Origin of the sequence: Streptomyces canus (genome assembly GCF_041435015.1) — a bacterium.
Taxonomy (GTDB): Bacteria; Actinomycetota; Actinomycetes; order Streptomycetales; family Streptomycetaceae; genus Streptomyces; species Streptomyces canus_G.
In genome coordinates this window covers 696,876-710,482 of the sequence record NZ_CP107989.1, presented here as the reverse complement: position 1 = coordinate 710,482, position 13,607 = coordinate 696,876, and the positions used below count along the sequence as shown (strand labels likewise).

The window sequence follows — 13,607 nt, the reverse complement described above, 5'->3', positions numbered from 1 at the left end:
GGGCGGTTGGTTGACTCGCGCGGTGCCGAGGTGGCCGTACGCGTCGAGGGGGTTGACCGCGGTGAGTGGCGTCGTTAACTTTCGACAGGTCCGCCACTTGGACGGTGTTCACGATATCGAACGGCGTTGATGTCTTGCCGAGTCGTTGAGTGCTGGCTGGGCGACATTCCCACAGCGCCTCCCGTCGAAAACGGCACGTGTGAAGTCATTACTGTTGGTGGGAGCGCTCCCACAGTCATTTCAGAGGAGGAAACGTGACGCAGAATCGGAATGAGCCGTTGACCGGGGAGAAGAGCTCGACGAGCCGCAGGACCGTCCTGGCGACATTAGGGGCCCTGCCCGTCCTCACCGCCGCGACGTCGGTAGCGAGAGCCTCTGATGCCGGGGCGGTGACGGCTGCCGCCACGGCGGTCATCGACCCGTCGGCAACGCGGCAGACGATCCGTGGCTTCGGCGGCATGAGCCATGCAGCCTGGATCGGCGAACTCACAGCGGCCCAGCGGGACACGGCGTTCGGGACCGGAGACGAAAGGCTCGGGTTCTCCCTGCTGAGAATCCCGGTACCCGAGGACCGGGCGGCCTGGAACCGCGATCTGGCGACGGCGAAGCGCGCGGTCGAACTCGGGGCCACCGTCATCGCCTCGCCGTGGAATCCGCCCGCCTCCATGGTCGAGACCTTCGTCCACGGCAGCCAGACCAACGCGCGACGCCTCAGGTACGACATGTACGGCGCCTACGCCCAGCACCTGAACGACTTCACCACGTACCTGCGGAACAACGGAGTGAATCTGTACGGCATATCCGTGCAGAACGAGCCCGATTACGCGCAGGACTGGACGTGGTGGACCCCCACCGAAATGGTTCGCTTCTTACGGGAGAACGCCGGCTCCATCGGCACCAGGGTCATCGCGCCGGAGTCCTTCCAGTACCTGAGGAACATGTCGGACCCGATCCTCAACGACTCGGCGGCACTCGCCAACGTGGACATCATCGGGGCTCATCTTTACGGCACGCCGTTCGCCAACTTCCCTTACCCCCTCTTCAAGCAGAAGGGCGCGGGCAAAGAACTCTGGATGACGGAGGTCTACTACCCCAACAGCACGGATTCGGCGGACCTCTGGCCCCAGGCACTCGACGTGGGGGAGCACATCCATCGCGCCATGGTGGACGCCGAGTTCCAGGCCTACATCTGGTGGTACATCCGGCGCAGTTACGGCCCCATGCGCGAGGACGGCAAGATCAGCAAGCGCGGCGCCATCATGGCGCACTTCGCCAGGTTTGTCCGACCCGGGTATGTGCGGGTCGAGGCGACGGCGAAGCCGGCAACGGATGTCTACGTCTCGGCGTACCGGGGCGGCGGCTCCACGGTCGTCGTCGCCGTCAACAAGGCGGCCGCCGCGGTGAGTCAGCAGTTCACCCTGGCGAACAGCGCCGGGCCCAGTGTCTCGTCCTGGCTGACCGACGCCGGCAGGAACGTCGCGTCCCAGGGGACGACCGCCGTATCGAACGGCTCCTTCACCGTCACGCTCCCCGCTCGAAGCATGATGACGTTCGTGATCCGCTGAACCCGGACTCCCGGTGATCTCTGCTCCCCATGCAGCCGTCGCTGCTTGTCGGGGAGTCCGGGGCTTGAGGTAGAACGGCGCCATGGACGCAGCAGCACTTGAACAGATGCTGGACGAGAGCTTCGATCATGGCGTCGTGCACCACGGTTACACCACGTACATGCGTGACTACGAGGTCATCGTCTACATGACGGCGGCTCCGGGCACTGGGGTCGAGCCGTCATACCTGCGGTATCTCTTCCGATTCTGCGTCGAGGCCCGATGCGATACGTCAGTACCGGCCGAGACGTGGCAACGTTCGATGGACGACCGACTCATCGACCATGAGACCGGCGTGGACCTCGACGGATTCGTCTGGGGCGTGAAGTGGCATGCGATGTATCCAGGCGCAAAGCTGCTTCCGCCGTCGGATGCGGCTCGCCGTTGGTCGCATGCCCTGGGGATCGACTTCCACGATGTCCTCATCGAAACCGACGCTCACCGGCTGACCCTGCTCTTTGCCGACCTGCAGGTCACCGAGGTCCCCGTCGGATACACCCCGTTCGTCACGGACTGAGCGATCAGGGTTCGTCCGTTCATGCGACCGGTTCGTCCACCACCGCAGCCCTCACCATCTGGCTCCGTACGTGACCGGCCGGACAGCCCGAACCGGTCACTCGGGCCAGTGCGTACAGGCGGCGGTATCAGCCAAGGTGCCGGGCGAAGAAACGTAGCGTGCTGTCCATCTCGAATGCCGGGACCTCACCGTGCTTGCCGGGGTTGGCGTGCAGCGTCTTCTCGGTTGAGGCGAAGGCGTCGAACAGTGCCAGGCTCTGGGCCCGTGGCACTCGCTCATCGTCCCACTGCACGAGGAACTCCACCGGGACGGTTATCCGCGCGGCGGTCTCGGCTGACACCTCGGCACCGGCCAGGCCCAGCACCGCCGCTCGGATCCGGGATTCGGCGGCGACAAGCGGGACGCCGAGGACGCAGCCCAGTGACACCCCCCAGTAGCCAACGGGGCCACTGCCAACGTGACTGAGCTTCTGGACCGCGTCGAGGACTGTCTGCCATTCCGGCACCATCTGGCGGACAACGAGCGACTGGAAGCCGGCGATCAGCGGGGCCAGTCCCTCACCGGCGCCAAGCCGCGCCTCGTACTCGGTAGCAATCCGGGTGAACTCCTTGTGTTCCGGCCGGTCACCGTGGCTGGGGGCATCGACTGCCACCACGGCGAAACCGCATTCGGCCACAAAACGGCGTGCGCGGTCCACGATGCCAGGGGCCTTCTTGTTCTGACCGCCGCCGTGCCCCAATGCGATCAGGGGGCGGGTTCGGTCGGCACCTCGTGGAGTCCATAGCACCCCAGGTATGTCGCCGAGGAGAAAGAGCTGTTCAAAGACGCCGTCGGACGACGTCGCAGAGGTAAGGCGCATGGCGTTGCGGGCCTTTCGGGATGCCTGCTGCGGGCGCTTTCAACGCAGCTTTCCCAGTTCACCCCGAAGCCATGACCTTGCCCCGGTCACGGAAAGCCTTTGACCGGGGCAAGGATCAGATGTCGCGGAGGGTGCCGATTGCCGCTAGTTCCGGTACCGGAACACGATCCGGCCGCGCGTCAGGTCGTACGGCGGGAGCTCCACCAGCACCCGATCTTCCAGCATGATCTTGATGTAGTTCTTGCGGATCTTCCCGCTGATGTGCGCGAGCACCTGGTGGCCGTTCTCGAGCTCCACGGTGAACATGGCGCTGCGCAGGCACTCGACGACCCTGCCCTCGACTTCGATGACGTTCTTGTGCTTCGTCATCGCACCAGCTCCAGGTTGCTGCTCATCGGCTGGGCGCCGATGCCCCCGAGCAGCGCCGAGGTCGCGTGGTTGGACTCCTGGACCTCGGTCCAGGCCGCGGCGGCGCCGGAGCGGTGCAGTGTCCCCAGCGCGTGGGCCAGCAGAGCCCGCGCGATGCCTCGGCGCTGCTCGGCGGACCGGACCGCGACCAGCCCGATGCGCGGTCGCTTCACCCTCACCACCCGGATCAGACCCAGGTAGCGGTCGGGCGCCGCGGCCACCGCGTACTTCGAGGGGTCCACGATGGTGTCGCCTTCGAGCCGGGGGATCACCTCCGCAGGCATGGACTGCCACCCAACGGTCGCCTCGACTTCGTCACGGATCGCGCGGTCCACCGCCCGCAGCAGACCCTCGTCCGCCTGACCGGCGGGCACGATCGTCACGCCCGCAGGCGGCGTGACGGCTTCGAGCCCCGTGACCTGCGGGTCGGTCGGCACGACGTACTCCCACTCACGGCGCCGGACCGTGAAGCCGGCCCGTCGCCAGCCGGCCGTCAGCTCGACGTCGGCCTCGTCGACCACGGTGTACAGCGGGGCCGGTAGTTCCGCCAGCATCGTCTCGGCGAGCCGGTCGAAGATGGAGTCGTGCCAGGCGTCGATGCTGACGAACAAGCGTCCGTCGGGTCGATGATGCGCATGCCCGCGGCCGACCACGAGGTCGTCATCCAGTGCATGCCATTGCCTGTCCGCGACGCGCGTGATCATCACGGCGTTCTCGCTCAGGCCAGATGTGAAAGGTGTTGTGTTCATCGGAGTCTCCTCCCAGGAGTGCCTCGATCTCAGGCGCTCCTGGCGACACCGAACGTCAGCCGCCGGACCGTGACGGGTTGAGGGAGCACCCATGGGTAACTGTGTTCACGGGTCTCACCTCCATACGACGACTTCACGGTCCATCAGGACCGTAGCAGCGGGGCGTCGCCTTCCTCCAACTCTTTTCCGCAGACGAGTGGAGTCTGCGGCAGCCGGCAATGAGTTCGATCTCCTGACCGGCGAGCGTCCGAACCCCATGGACGTCAGGCGCGACCGCTCTCACCTGCTGCCCGACTTGATCCAAGGCCACTTGACAGCGCAGACCACTACGGGTGCGACGAGCATGGCCAGCAGCCACAGGCCGACGCTCGCCGGCGAATAGATGTAGGAGCGCCACTGCTCCGGCAGGGGCCCGGGCGCCAGAAGGAGAACGATCAGTGCGGCCCACGTGACGAGTACTGATGCGGCCATGCGTACTGCCACCATCACTGTCGGCCCTCTCTGCAACTGCCCGTATCTCGGAGACGAATGATAGAGGCCGTGGCCTCCTTGCCCACGGCGTCGATGTCCTGCCCCCGGGATTCCGGATTGTTGACCACGTGCCTGTCGTGCATCCCAGCGTCGAGGTCATGTGCTGACCAACTCGTCCGCGACTGCGGTGACATGCTCACCCAGCAGACCGGCGTCCTGCTCGACCAGAGGTCTTAGGTCCAAGGTCGGATTCCAAGGGACTCCAGCGAGAAGAGAATGAACGGGTGACCTCTCCTGCGTTCGACGTGGAGTCCTTCCTCGGCCAGTCGCTCACCGCGCGTATCGCGACGTATGGCCCGACGGTGCGCCCCGTGTGGTTTCTGTGGGAGGACGGAGCCTTCTGGGTCCTGACCGGGCCGTGGGCCAAGCTCTTCGATCACGTCAGGTCAAACCCCAGGGTCGCCCTCGTGGTCGACGTCTGCGACATCGAAACGGGCCTTGTCCGACAGGTGATTGCTCGTGGGGAGGCCGAGCTCGTGCCCTTCGACGTACCGCGGGGCCGGCGCAAGCTCATCCGCTACCTCGGCGCGGACGAGTCCCGCTGGGACGCACGCTTCGTTCACTACCTGTACGACGACCCCGCGGAGAGAGGGACGACGTGGTTGCGGCTGGTTCCCGACGCACTCACCGCACAGGATCTGAGTTATTCCGTCACCGGGTGAACGAGGTCGCTGTCGCCACCCGGCTCCAAAGACGGTCTGCGTGTACTCACGGGCCAGGGAGTGGAAGGGACAGTTGCCGGGCACGATGGCGCCTTCTTCGTGCCGCTGCTCGAAAAGACCTACTACGACATCGCCGTGCGCGACGTCGCCCTCCTGTTCGCCGCCGTCGCACTCGCCCGCCTCGCCGAGCGCTACCACGGCAAGCGGCAGCACTGAACAGGTGTGACTCATTCAGTGTCGCCGACGGGCGGACCTCCCGCGGCCGCCCGTCGCAGCTCGCCGACCGGGCGTCGTAGCCGCTGGGGAACCAGGCGCGCATCGCGCGGTGGACGCGATGGGAGAGGGCCCACGGCGGGCTGCCGGATCGCACAGGTCCGATGACGACCCACAGGTCCCCCTTTTTGCGGGCACCAGCGGCATGCCGGCGGTCGTCGGCGACGGCCGCCCGGGCGGCCCGGCTGCCCACGGGGCGTTCCTGCCGGTGGAGCTCGCTTGATGGAACTCCGACCCTGAACGCTATCCGAACAGGCGTCGCTGGATCTCCCGCCGGTAGTCCTCGAGCGTCCTGTCGAGATGTGCCGCCGTGGCCTCGGCCGCCTCGTCGGGCCGGCCGTCGCGAATGGCCCGGTAGATGGCCTCGTGTTCCTCGACCGCCGCTCCGGAGTTCTCGCCAAGCGTGTCGTGGATGCCGATGGCGCTGGACTGGCGCTGCAGGCGTCGTGCGTCCCGCACGGCGCTGACGAGGAAGGTGTTGTGCGAGGCCGCGGACACGGCCGCGTGGAAGTCCTCGTCCGCCTGATTGAACACGTCGACCTGGCCGTGGACGAACCCGTGCCGGCACTGCTCCATGGCCACCTCGATGGTGCGCAGTTCCGAAGGAGTGGCGCGGGTGGCCGCCAGACTGCTGGCGGACATCTCCTGGACCCTGCGGAACTCGAACAGCATCAGTACGTGGTCGATGTCGACGGGGCGGAAGAAGCCTCCCCAACGGCTGGTGACGAGCATGCCTTCGTCGTCTGCGACGAAGAGGCCCCTCCCCTTGTGGGCCCGTACCCGACCCAGTGCCGAAAGGATCTTCACGGCTTCCCGCACCACGGCCCTGCTGGTGTTCAGCATCTGGGCCAGGTCGATCTCCGTGGGAAGCCGGTCACCTGCCACCAGCCGCTCCTCGGCGATGTACTCGAGGATCCGCTCCGCCACGATTTCGTACCCCGGACGGTAGTTGCGCCGCTCGTCGGAGCCGTTCACTGCCGCAGGCGCAGCGGGAAGGACCTGAGCCGGCAAGGCCGCTTCGATCGCTGGCGTGTCGTCCATTTGTGCTGCCTCCCGGGTGACTACGGCGACCGCGACTGATCGCTGTGGCGCCGACAGCATCGTAGCGCAGGTGAACTATAAGTCGTACTCATTCTGACCAAGATCTACGACGGTAGTTCTGGATATCCAAGCGTGCAAACGCCATCTTATCATTCGTAAGCGCTCATAACGGCCACTCATCAGCCCTAAGTCATCAAAGTATCGCCGTACGCACTCTTGACGGATCCCTCGATAAGGCGGCTAATTTCTTCCACGTCGGTAGCAGTACAGCCGCCTTCAGTGTCCGACGCCCGCCCGGGACGGCCCGGCGTCGGCCCGTCCTCGCACCGCCCCCGATCCGCTCGGGGCCCGCAGACCCAGTGGAGTCACTCATGACCGTCAACAAGCCTTCGTCCGGCCCGAAGAGAGCGCTTGACAAGAAGCGTGCGGCGTTGCTGGCCGGGTGCGCGGCCACGGTGTTGCTGACCGTGACGGCCTGTGGCGGCGGCACCGCCGGCACGACCACCAAGGACGGCTTCGCTCAGGCGCCGCAGAAGGACGGCGCGTTGACCGTCTGGGTGGACGCGACCCGTATGGACGCCGCGAAGCTGTACCAGAAGCTGCACCCCGAGGTGAAGCTGGACATCGTCAGCTACGACGGTGACGCCAACGGCTCGAACTACCTCCAGACGAAGGTCCAGCTCTTCAACCGCACCGGCAAGGGCTGGCCGGACGTCGTCTTCAGCTCCCAGAACAACGAGGCCAGCTGGGCGGTCGACGCGGGCTTCGCCGCACCCCTCAACAAGGGCCTGGTCGACGAGGGGACCCTCGGGAAGTTCGCGAAGGGAGCCAACGACGTCTGCACGGTGGACGGCACCCTCTACTGCCTGCGCAACGACCTCTCCCAGGCGGTGCTCTGGTACAACGCGCCACTGCTGAAGAAGTTCGGCTACACGGTGCCCACGACCTGGGAGGAGTACCAGCAGCTCGGTGAGAAGGTGGCCAAGGAGCACCCGGGTTATCTCGTGGGTGACGCCGGTGACTCCTTCACCCCCGAGATCTACCTGTGGGCGAGCAAGTGCGGCGCCAACCACATCACCGGCCCCAAGTCCGTCTCGGTGAACACCACCAGCGAGGCCTGCACCAAGATGGCCACGCTGCTGGACGTGCTGATCAAGAACAAGTCGATGTCGATCAGCGGCGTCTTCAGCACCGACTTCGGCAAGAACGAGGCCGACAAGGTCCTGCTCATGCCCGGCCCCGCCTGGTACGGCGGCGCGGTCTTCAGGGACACCCTCAAGGTTCCGGCCAAGCAGATCGCGGCGGCTCCCATCCCGCAGTGGCAGGGGGACAGCTCGCCCTCCACCGGCAATGTCGGCGGCGGCACCTGGCTGCTGTCCCAGCACTCCACGCATGTCAAGGCGGCCACCGACTTCCTGAAGTGGGTCACCACCGACAACGCCTACCAGGGCGAGAAGGCGCCAGGCTTCCCGGCCTACGCGCCCGCGGCCGAGGCCTGGCTGAAGGGGCAGGCGACCGCCGGCTACTTCGCCAGCGACCTGAGCGCGCTCTCGGCCGCCGCCTCCCAGGTCTGGCCGGAGTGGGGTTCGGGACAGTTCAGCCAGGAGGCGATCTGGGCCGCCACCGTCAAGCCCGGCCTGACCCAGGGCAAGTCCATCGTCTCGATGCTGCCCGCCTGGCAGGACTCCATCACCAAGTACGCCAAGTCCAACGGATACAAGGTCTCCCAGTGACCGCCACCCACTCATCGGCCGGCTCTGCCACCCGGCGCCCTCGCGGCACCTCGCGGCAGAGCCGGGCCGGCGTCGCCTTCGTCGCCGCTTATGTGCTCCTGCTGATCGCGTTCGGCATCCTGCCCACCGGTTACGCCGTCTACTTCGCCTTCACCGACGCCGGGGGCACGTTCACCGGCTTCAGCAACTTCGTCACCACGGCGCAGGACTTCCGCTTCATGGACGCCGTAGGCCATGTCGCGCTGTACCTCCTGTTCTGGCTGGTCTCCCTGGTGGTGTTCGTGGTGAGCCTGGCGCTGCTGCTGCACCGTCTCGCCTCGGGCACCATCAGCAAGTCCCTGCGCTTCCTCTTCTACATTCCCGGAGCCCTCGCCGGCGCCGCGAGCGTGCTGGTGTGGCTGTTCATGCTCGACCCGACGGTGAGCCCGGTCAGTTCACTGCTGGGCATGCTGGGCTTCCACACCTTCGGCGAGGTGATCGCGCCCGGCAACCTGCCCCTGCTGTTCACGATCATCGCGTTCTGGACCGGCGCGGGCGGCTGGATCGTCGTCATCTACGGTGCGTTGAACAACATCCCCCAGGACGTCATGGAAGCCGCGCGCATCGACGGCGCGAGCGCCTGGCAGACCGCCTGGCGGGTGCAGATCCCCATGCTCCGCAAGTGGATCGTGTACATGGTGATCCTGGCCTTCGCGGGCGGCGCCCAGCTCTTCGTGGAGCCGCAGTTGCTCTCCCTCGCCAGCGTGGGCGTCGCCGGACGCGACTACTCGCTCAACCAGCTGACCTACGACTTCGCCTTCCAGATGAACAACATCAACGGCGCCGCCGCTGTCTCGGTGGAGCTTCTGGTCGTCAGTGTGTCGGCCGCCGCGGTCTTCGTCGCACGATCGGGGTTCTTCGATGCCGACTAAGAGCCCTGCCGGACCGGACGTCACCACACCACGCACGGAACGGGAACCAAGCGCGATGCGCGGAGCGCACCACCGGGCCACCGAGCGACGGCGCACCCTTTCCCCGCGTCGCCTTGCGCCCCGCCTGCTGATCGGCTTCGTCCTGGCCGCGTTCATGGTGTTCTTCGTGCTGCCGGTGCTGTGGCTCCTCCTCGCGGCGACCAAGACCGACCAGCAACTCGTCCACGGCAGCCCACTGTCCTTCGGCTCCTGGCACGCCTTCAAGGCCAACTGGAACGCCCTCACGGCCTTCCAGGACAACGCCATCATGCAGTGGCTCGGCAACTCCACGCTCTACGCGGTGATCTCGCTGGTCATCACGCTCTGCGTGGCCGTCCCGGCGGGGTACGCGCTGGCGATGACCGAGTTCCGCGGCCGGCACACTCTGCTCGTCTCGACTCTGGTCGTGATGCTCATGCCGACGGCGACGCTGGTGGTGCCGCTGTTCCTGGAGGTCAACGCGGCGCACCTGATCGGCACGATGTGGTCGATCATCCTGCCTTACTCGTTCTACCCGTTCGGGGTGTACCTGACGTACATCTACTTCACCACCGCCGTACCGAAGGACCTGCTGGCGGCGGCACGGATCGACGGTTGCTCGGAGTTCGGCGTCTTCTGGCACATCGCGCTGCCGCTGGCGACACCGGTCGTCGCGCTCGTGGGCTTCTTCAGCTTCGTCGCCAACTGGACCAATTACTTCCTGCCGTACGTGATGCTCCCCGAGAGCGACCAGATGCCGATCCAGGTGGGCGTCGGAAGCCTGCTCAGCAACGTGCCGTCCTTCAATCCCGCCGTCGGCACCCTTGCCATCGAGCGTCCACAGCTGGCGCTGGCCACGCTGCTGGCCATCACACCGGTGCTGATCGTCTTCCTGTTCGCCCAGCGCTTCCTGGTCAGCGGGATGCTCGCGGGCGCCACCAAGGAGTAGGTCCCGACCACCCGTCGTCCCCGGCGCGCGCACCCCGCCACCCCGAACGGAGAACCATCCCATGCCCTTCACCTCTTCCGGCCCCACGTCGGGTGAGAACGCCCCGGCCTCCGGGCAGCCGGTCCCGCCACCCGAGATCGAAGCGGGGGTGCCACTGCTCGAACCACCGGGCTGGGCCGTGGCCCAGCGGGCCCTGTTCGACCTCCTCGACCACGCCTGGCGGCGCTTCGCCGAGGACTTCACCGGACCCGACGGGCGGCTGAACTACTCCGGCCCGCTGACCACCCGCGACGGTGTCGACGACTTCTACGAGGTGTTCTTCAACTGGCCCCAGCTCTATCTCCTCGGCGGCGCCGACGACCTGCTGCCCGCCAGTGAGAAGCACTGGGAGGGTGTGACCCGGCAGCTCACCGAACTGGGCATGCTGCACGACGAGTTCGAGCGCGGTTACGACTGGTTCCACCAGGGCGAGAGCCTGCTCCTGCTCTACTTCCTCAGCATGGCGGCCCCCGAGCGCTGGTCCGAACGCGCCCTGCGCTTCGCCGAGTTGTACGTCGACCGGGCCAAGGGCAACTACGACCCCGACCATCGCGTCATCACCCGCCCGCACAACGGCAGCGACCCCGACCGCCGCGGCGTGTTCGACGGCGACGTCTATCCCTGGCTGCAGAAGGAGGCCGAGACGTACGGCTTCCCGCTCGAGTGGATCCCCGAGGCGGACGGCGGTCCGTTCCCGCTCTCCGCGGATCCCCGTCTCGGTGCGCAGATGCGGGACCGGATGGGCGTGGGCGACACCGCGGTCAACCTCGCCGCGGCGGGACTGGTCCTCAACGCCTGGATCCTGTCCGGCCAGGAGCGCTACCGCGACTGGATCGTCGAGTACGTCGGCGCGTGGCGGGAGCGCACCGAGGCGAACGGCGGCCTCCTCCCGGACAACGTCGGCCCGGACGGAGTCGTCGGCAGCCTCCTGGAAGGACGCTGGTACGGCGGCCACTACGGCTGGTCCTGGCCGCACGGCTGGCACAGCGTCGGTCACGCGGCCTGCGTGGCGGCGCTGGCGGCGGCCACGGTCACCGGGGACGACGACTACCTCTCCATGGTCGCGACCTCGCTCGACGCCCTGATCGAACGCGGCAAGGTGATGCCCCACACCGAGGCGGACTCCAGCCTGCCCTCCAAGTGGGCGGTGGAGCTCGGTTCTGACATTCACACGCCCACGCCGCACCTGCCGTTCCGGCACAACGACGCGGGCTGGTTCGACTACAACCCGGCCACACCGCCCGTGCCGGTGGCCCTGTGGCACCACACCGCCTCCGACGCCGACCGCGCCCGGCTGGAGGGGCTGCGCGAGGCCGACGGCATCGACTGGCGGACCGTCCGGCCGTTCCGGTCCAAGGAGGAGGCAGGGCACGAGAAGGCGTGGTTCGCCTTCCTCGCCGGTGACGACCCCGGTTACCCCGAGCGGATCCTCGCCACTGCCCAGGCCCAGGTCCGCCACCGGCTGCGGCGCGGCGATCGTTACCGCGACCTGGACGTGCCCGAGGCCGACATCCACGTGTGGCAGCAGTGCAACCCGGTGGCCACCGAGGCCCTCGTTCAGCTGACCTGGGGCGGTCCCCAGGTGCTGTATCAGGGCGGTCTGCAGCAGGCGAGGCTGCGCTACCACGACGCCGACGCCCGCCGCGCCGGCCTGCCGCCGGACGTGGCAGCGCTGGTTTCCTCCATCGCCCCCGAGGCGACCACCGTCGAACTCGTCAACCTCTCCCCGGGGACGGACCGCACGGTGATCGTGCAGGCGGGCGCCTTCGCCGAGCACACCATCACCGCCGTCCGGTACACGACCTGCCAGGACGACGGCTGGATCGGTGACATGTACGACTACGGCCACAGCGAGCCCGTCGTCAGCGAGGCGGAGCAGGTCTGCGACAGCGCCTTCCTGACGGTCCGGCTGCCCGCGTCCACCCGCATCCGGCTCGTCCTGCGGCTCGGCCTGCGCACCAACACTCCCAGCTACCGCAGCCCGTTCGACACACCGGCCGACGAGCCCACCCCGGGCACGGAGGAGACCACGGCATGAAGCGCATCGCCCAGACCATCCGGCTCCGCCCCGAACACCGCGAGGAGTACCTCGAACTCCACTCCGCTGTGTGGCCCGGCGTCCAAGCGGCCCTGCACCGGGCACAGATCCGCAACTACGGCATCTTCCTCCGCGGTGACGTGCTGTTCGCCTACTTCGAGTACCACGGCGACGACTTCGAGGCCGACATGGCCGTCCTCGAAGCCGACCCGGAGACCCAGGAGTGGTGGAAGCTCACCGACCCCTGCCAGGAACCCTGGCCCGACCGGGGCGACTCCCGCCAGTGGACGGAACTGACCGAGATCTGGCACCTCGACCCGCCCGGCGAGGACTTCACCCTCTGACGCGGCCCCGACCGGACCGACCCACTTGGAAGCTGCCATGACCCCCGCCCCTGTCCTCATCGATGCGCACCACCACCTCTGGGACCTCGACCGGCGTCCGCAACCCTGGCTCGACGACCCCGACCTGGCGTCGATCAGCCGCACCTTCACCCCCGGAGACCTGCGTTCCACCGCGACCCACCCCATCGCGGGCCGTCATCTGCACAGCACGGTGGTCGTGCAGTGCATCCCGGACGTGCCCGAGACGGAGGACCTTCTCGCCCTCGCGGAGCAGGAGCCGCTGATCGAGGCGGTGGTCGGCTGGGCGGACCTGACGTCGCCGGCGATCGGCGAGACGCTGGACCAGCTGCTCGCCGGACCGGGCGGCGCACACCTGCGCTCCCTGCGCCATCTCGTCCAGGGCGAGTCGAACCCGCGCTGGCTGCAACGCCCGGATGTGGAGCGGGGGTTGGCTACGGTCCGGGACCACGGGCTGTCCTACGACGTACTGATCCACAGCCACCAACTCGGCCAGGCGATCCGCCTGGCCGAACGCTTCCCCGACCTGCCCCAGGTCCTCGACCACGCGGGCAAGCCGCCCATCGCCCGGGGTGAACTGACCGACTGGCAACACCAGATGCACCGGCTGGCCGGACACCCCCAGGTGGTCTGCAAGCTGTCGGGACTGATCACCGAAGCCGACCATGCGACGTGGACGACCGACGACCTCCGCCCGGTCTGGGACACCCTGCTCACCGCCTTCGGCCCGGACCGGCTGATGTTCGGCTCCGACTGGCCGGTCGCCAACCTCGCCGGCGGCTGGAACCGCTGGGCCGCCACCGTGGACGAACTGCTCACCGACTGTGCCGAGAACGAGATCCAGGCGATCCTCGCCGGCACCGCGACCGCCTTCTACCGCCTTCCCGCCCGCAGCTGACCCGTCGGCGCTCGC

The 13,607-nt window shown here is 67.5% G+C and carries 14 protein-coding genes; 9 read left to right on the top strand and 5 right to left on the bottom strand.

Going from position 1 to position 13,607, the window contains the following annotated elements:
* Positions 1-254: 254 nt before the first annotated feature.
* Both OG841_RS03400 and OG841_RS03395 read left to right on the top strand, forming a co-directional pair.
* Positions 255-1,565 (top strand): glycoside hydrolase family 30 beta sandwich domain-containing protein, encoded by a 1,311-nt coding sequence (locus OG841_RS03400; RefSeq protein WP_371563281.1) that lies wholly within the window; start codon positions 255-257, stop codon positions 1,563-1,565.
* A gap of 82 nt (positions 1,566-1,647) precedes the next feature.
* Positions 1,648-2,121 carry a YxiG-like protein gene (locus OG841_RS03395; RefSeq protein WP_371563278.1) on the top strand — a complete coding sequence of 158 codons (474 nt, stop codon included), beginning with the start codon at positions 1,648-1,650 and terminating at the stop codon, positions 2,119-2,121.
* Between the two features lie 127 nt (positions 2,122-2,248).
* Here the strand turns inward: OG841_RS03395 and OG841_RS03390 are convergent, their stop codons facing one another.
* The 4 genes from OG841_RS03390 to OG841_RS03375 form a co-directional block, all read right to left on the bottom strand.
* Complete coding sequence (locus OG841_RS03390) at positions 2,249-2,980, bottom strand: dienelactone hydrolase family protein (protein ID WP_328642854.1); 732 nt, start codon at positions 2,978-2,980, stop codon at positions 2,249-2,251.
* A 144-nt stretch (positions 2,981-3,124) separates the two neighbouring features.
* The gene (gene infA, locus OG841_RS03385) at positions 3,125-3,349 is read right to left on the bottom strand and encodes a translation initiation factor IF-1 (RefSeq protein ID WP_123758744.1); all 225 of its coding nucleotides are present in this window, start codon (positions 3,347-3,349) and stop codon (positions 3,125-3,127) included.
* The gene (locus tag OG841_RS03380) at positions 3,346-4,137 is read right to left on the bottom strand and encodes a GNAT family N-acetyltransferase (RefSeq protein ID WP_371563272.1); all 792 of its coding nucleotides are present in this window, start codon (positions 4,135-4,137) and stop codon (positions 3,346-3,348) included. Before OG841_RS03380 ends, infA begins: the two co-directional genes overlap by 4 nt.
* Positions 4,138-4,416: 279 nt before the next feature.
* Positions 4,417-4,608, bottom strand: a complete 192-nt coding sequence (locus OG841_RS03375) for a hypothetical protein (protein WP_328642856.1) — start codon at positions 4,606-4,608, stop codon at positions 4,417-4,419.
* 284 nt (positions 4,609-4,892) lie between these two features.
* Between OG841_RS03375 and OG841_RS03370 the strand changes: the two genes are divergently transcribed.
* A complete protein-coding gene (locus OG841_RS03370) occupies positions 4,893-5,330 on the top strand; it encodes a pyridoxamine 5'-phosphate oxidase family protein (RefSeq protein WP_328642857.1) in 438 nt (145 codons plus the stop codon).
* 516 nt (positions 5,331-5,846) lie between these two features.
* Here OG841_RS03370 and OG841_RS03365 read toward each other — a convergent pair.
* Positions 5,847-6,644, bottom strand: coding sequence for a FadR/GntR family transcriptional regulator (locus tag OG841_RS03365; protein WP_328642858.1), 798 nt, complete (start codon positions 6,642-6,644; stop codon positions 5,847-5,849).
* A 371-nt stretch (positions 6,645-7,015) separates the two neighbouring features.
* Here OG841_RS03365 and OG841_RS03360 point away from each other — a divergent pair, with 371 nt between their 5' ends.
* The 6 genes from OG841_RS03360 (at position 7,016) to OG841_RS03335 (ending at position 13,592) form a co-directional block, all read left to right on the top strand.
* The gene (locus OG841_RS03360) at positions 7,016-8,377 is read left to right on the top strand and encodes an ABC transporter substrate-binding protein (RefSeq protein WP_328642859.1); all 1,362 of its coding nucleotides are present in this window, start codon (positions 7,016-7,018) and stop codon (positions 8,375-8,377) included.
* Positions 8,374-9,288 (top strand): carbohydrate ABC transporter permease, encoded by a 915-nt coding sequence (locus OG841_RS03355; protein WP_328642860.1) that lies wholly within the window; start codon positions 8,374-8,376, stop codon positions 9,286-9,288. The genes OG841_RS03360 and OG841_RS03355 overlap by 4 nt, the downstream gene beginning before the upstream one ends.
* Before the next feature lie 55 nt (positions 9,289-9,343).
* Positions 9,344-10,255 carry a carbohydrate ABC transporter permease gene (locus tag OG841_RS03350; RefSeq protein WP_328642861.1) on the top strand — a complete coding sequence of 304 codons (912 nt, stop codon included), beginning with the start codon at positions 9,344-9,346 and terminating at the stop codon, positions 10,253-10,255.
* A gap of 61 nt (positions 10,256-10,316) precedes the next feature.
* On the top strand, positions 10,317-12,332 hold the full coding sequence (locus OG841_RS03345; protein WP_328642862.1) for a hypothetical protein: 2,016 nt from the start codon (positions 10,317-10,319) through the stop codon (positions 12,330-12,332).
* Entirely contained in the window at positions 12,329-12,676 is a 348-nt protein-coding gene (locus tag OG841_RS03340) for an L-rhamnose mutarotase (protein WP_328642863.1), read from the top strand. Before OG841_RS03345 ends, OG841_RS03340 begins: the two co-directional genes overlap by 4 nt.
* A 37-nt stretch (positions 12,677-12,713) precedes the next feature.
* A complete protein-coding gene (locus OG841_RS03335) occupies positions 12,714-13,592 on the top strand; it encodes an amidohydrolase family protein (RefSeq protein WP_328642864.1) in 879 nt (292 codons plus the stop codon).
* Positions 13,593-13,607 lie beyond the last annotated feature (15 nt).

Excerpts from the sequence above, each read along its gene's own strand:
- OG841_RS03335 (WP_328642864.1), top strand. The coding sequence starts at position 12,714 with ATGACCCCCGCCCCTGTCCTCATCGATGCGCACCACCACCTCTGGGAC.
- OG841_RS03365 (WP_328642858.1), bottom strand. The coding sequence starts at position 6,644 with ATGGACGACACGCCAGCGATCGAAGCGGCCTTGCCGGCTCAGGTCCTT.
- OG841_RS03375 (WP_328642856.1), bottom strand. The coding sequence starts at position 4,608 with ATGGCCGCATCAGTACTCGTCACGTGGGCCGCACTGATCGTTCTCCTT.
- OG841_RS03390 (WP_328642854.1), bottom strand. The coding sequence starts at position 2,980 with ATGCGCCTTACCTCTGCGACGTCGTCCGACGGCGTCTTTGAACAGCTC.
- OG841_RS03380 (WP_371563272.1), bottom strand. The coding sequence starts at position 4,137 with ATGAACACAACACCTTTCACATCTGGCCTGAGCGAGAACGCCGTGATG.
- OG841_RS03360 (WP_328642859.1), top strand. The coding sequence starts at position 7,016 with ATGACCGTCAACAAGCCTTCGTCCGGCCCGAAGAGAGCGCTTGACAAG.
- OG841_RS03350 (WP_328642861.1), top strand. The coding sequence starts at position 9,344 with ATGCGCGGAGCGCACCACCGGGCCACCGAGCGACGGCGCACCCTTTCC.
- OG841_RS03345 (WP_328642862.1), top strand. The coding sequence starts at position 10,317 with ATGCCCTTCACCTCTTCCGGCCCCACGTCGGGTGAGAACGCCCCGGCC.
- OG841_RS03340 (WP_328642863.1), top strand. The coding sequence starts at position 12,329 with ATGAAGCGCATCGCCCAGACCATCCGGCTCCGCCCCGAACACCGCGAG.
- infA (WP_123758744.1), bottom strand. The coding sequence starts at position 3,349 with ATGACGAAGCACAAGAACGTCATCGAAGTCGAGGGCAGGGTCGTCGAG.
- OG841_RS03395 (WP_371563278.1), top strand. The coding sequence starts at position 1,648 with ATGGACGCAGCAGCACTTGAACAGATGCTGGACGAGAGCTTCGATCAT.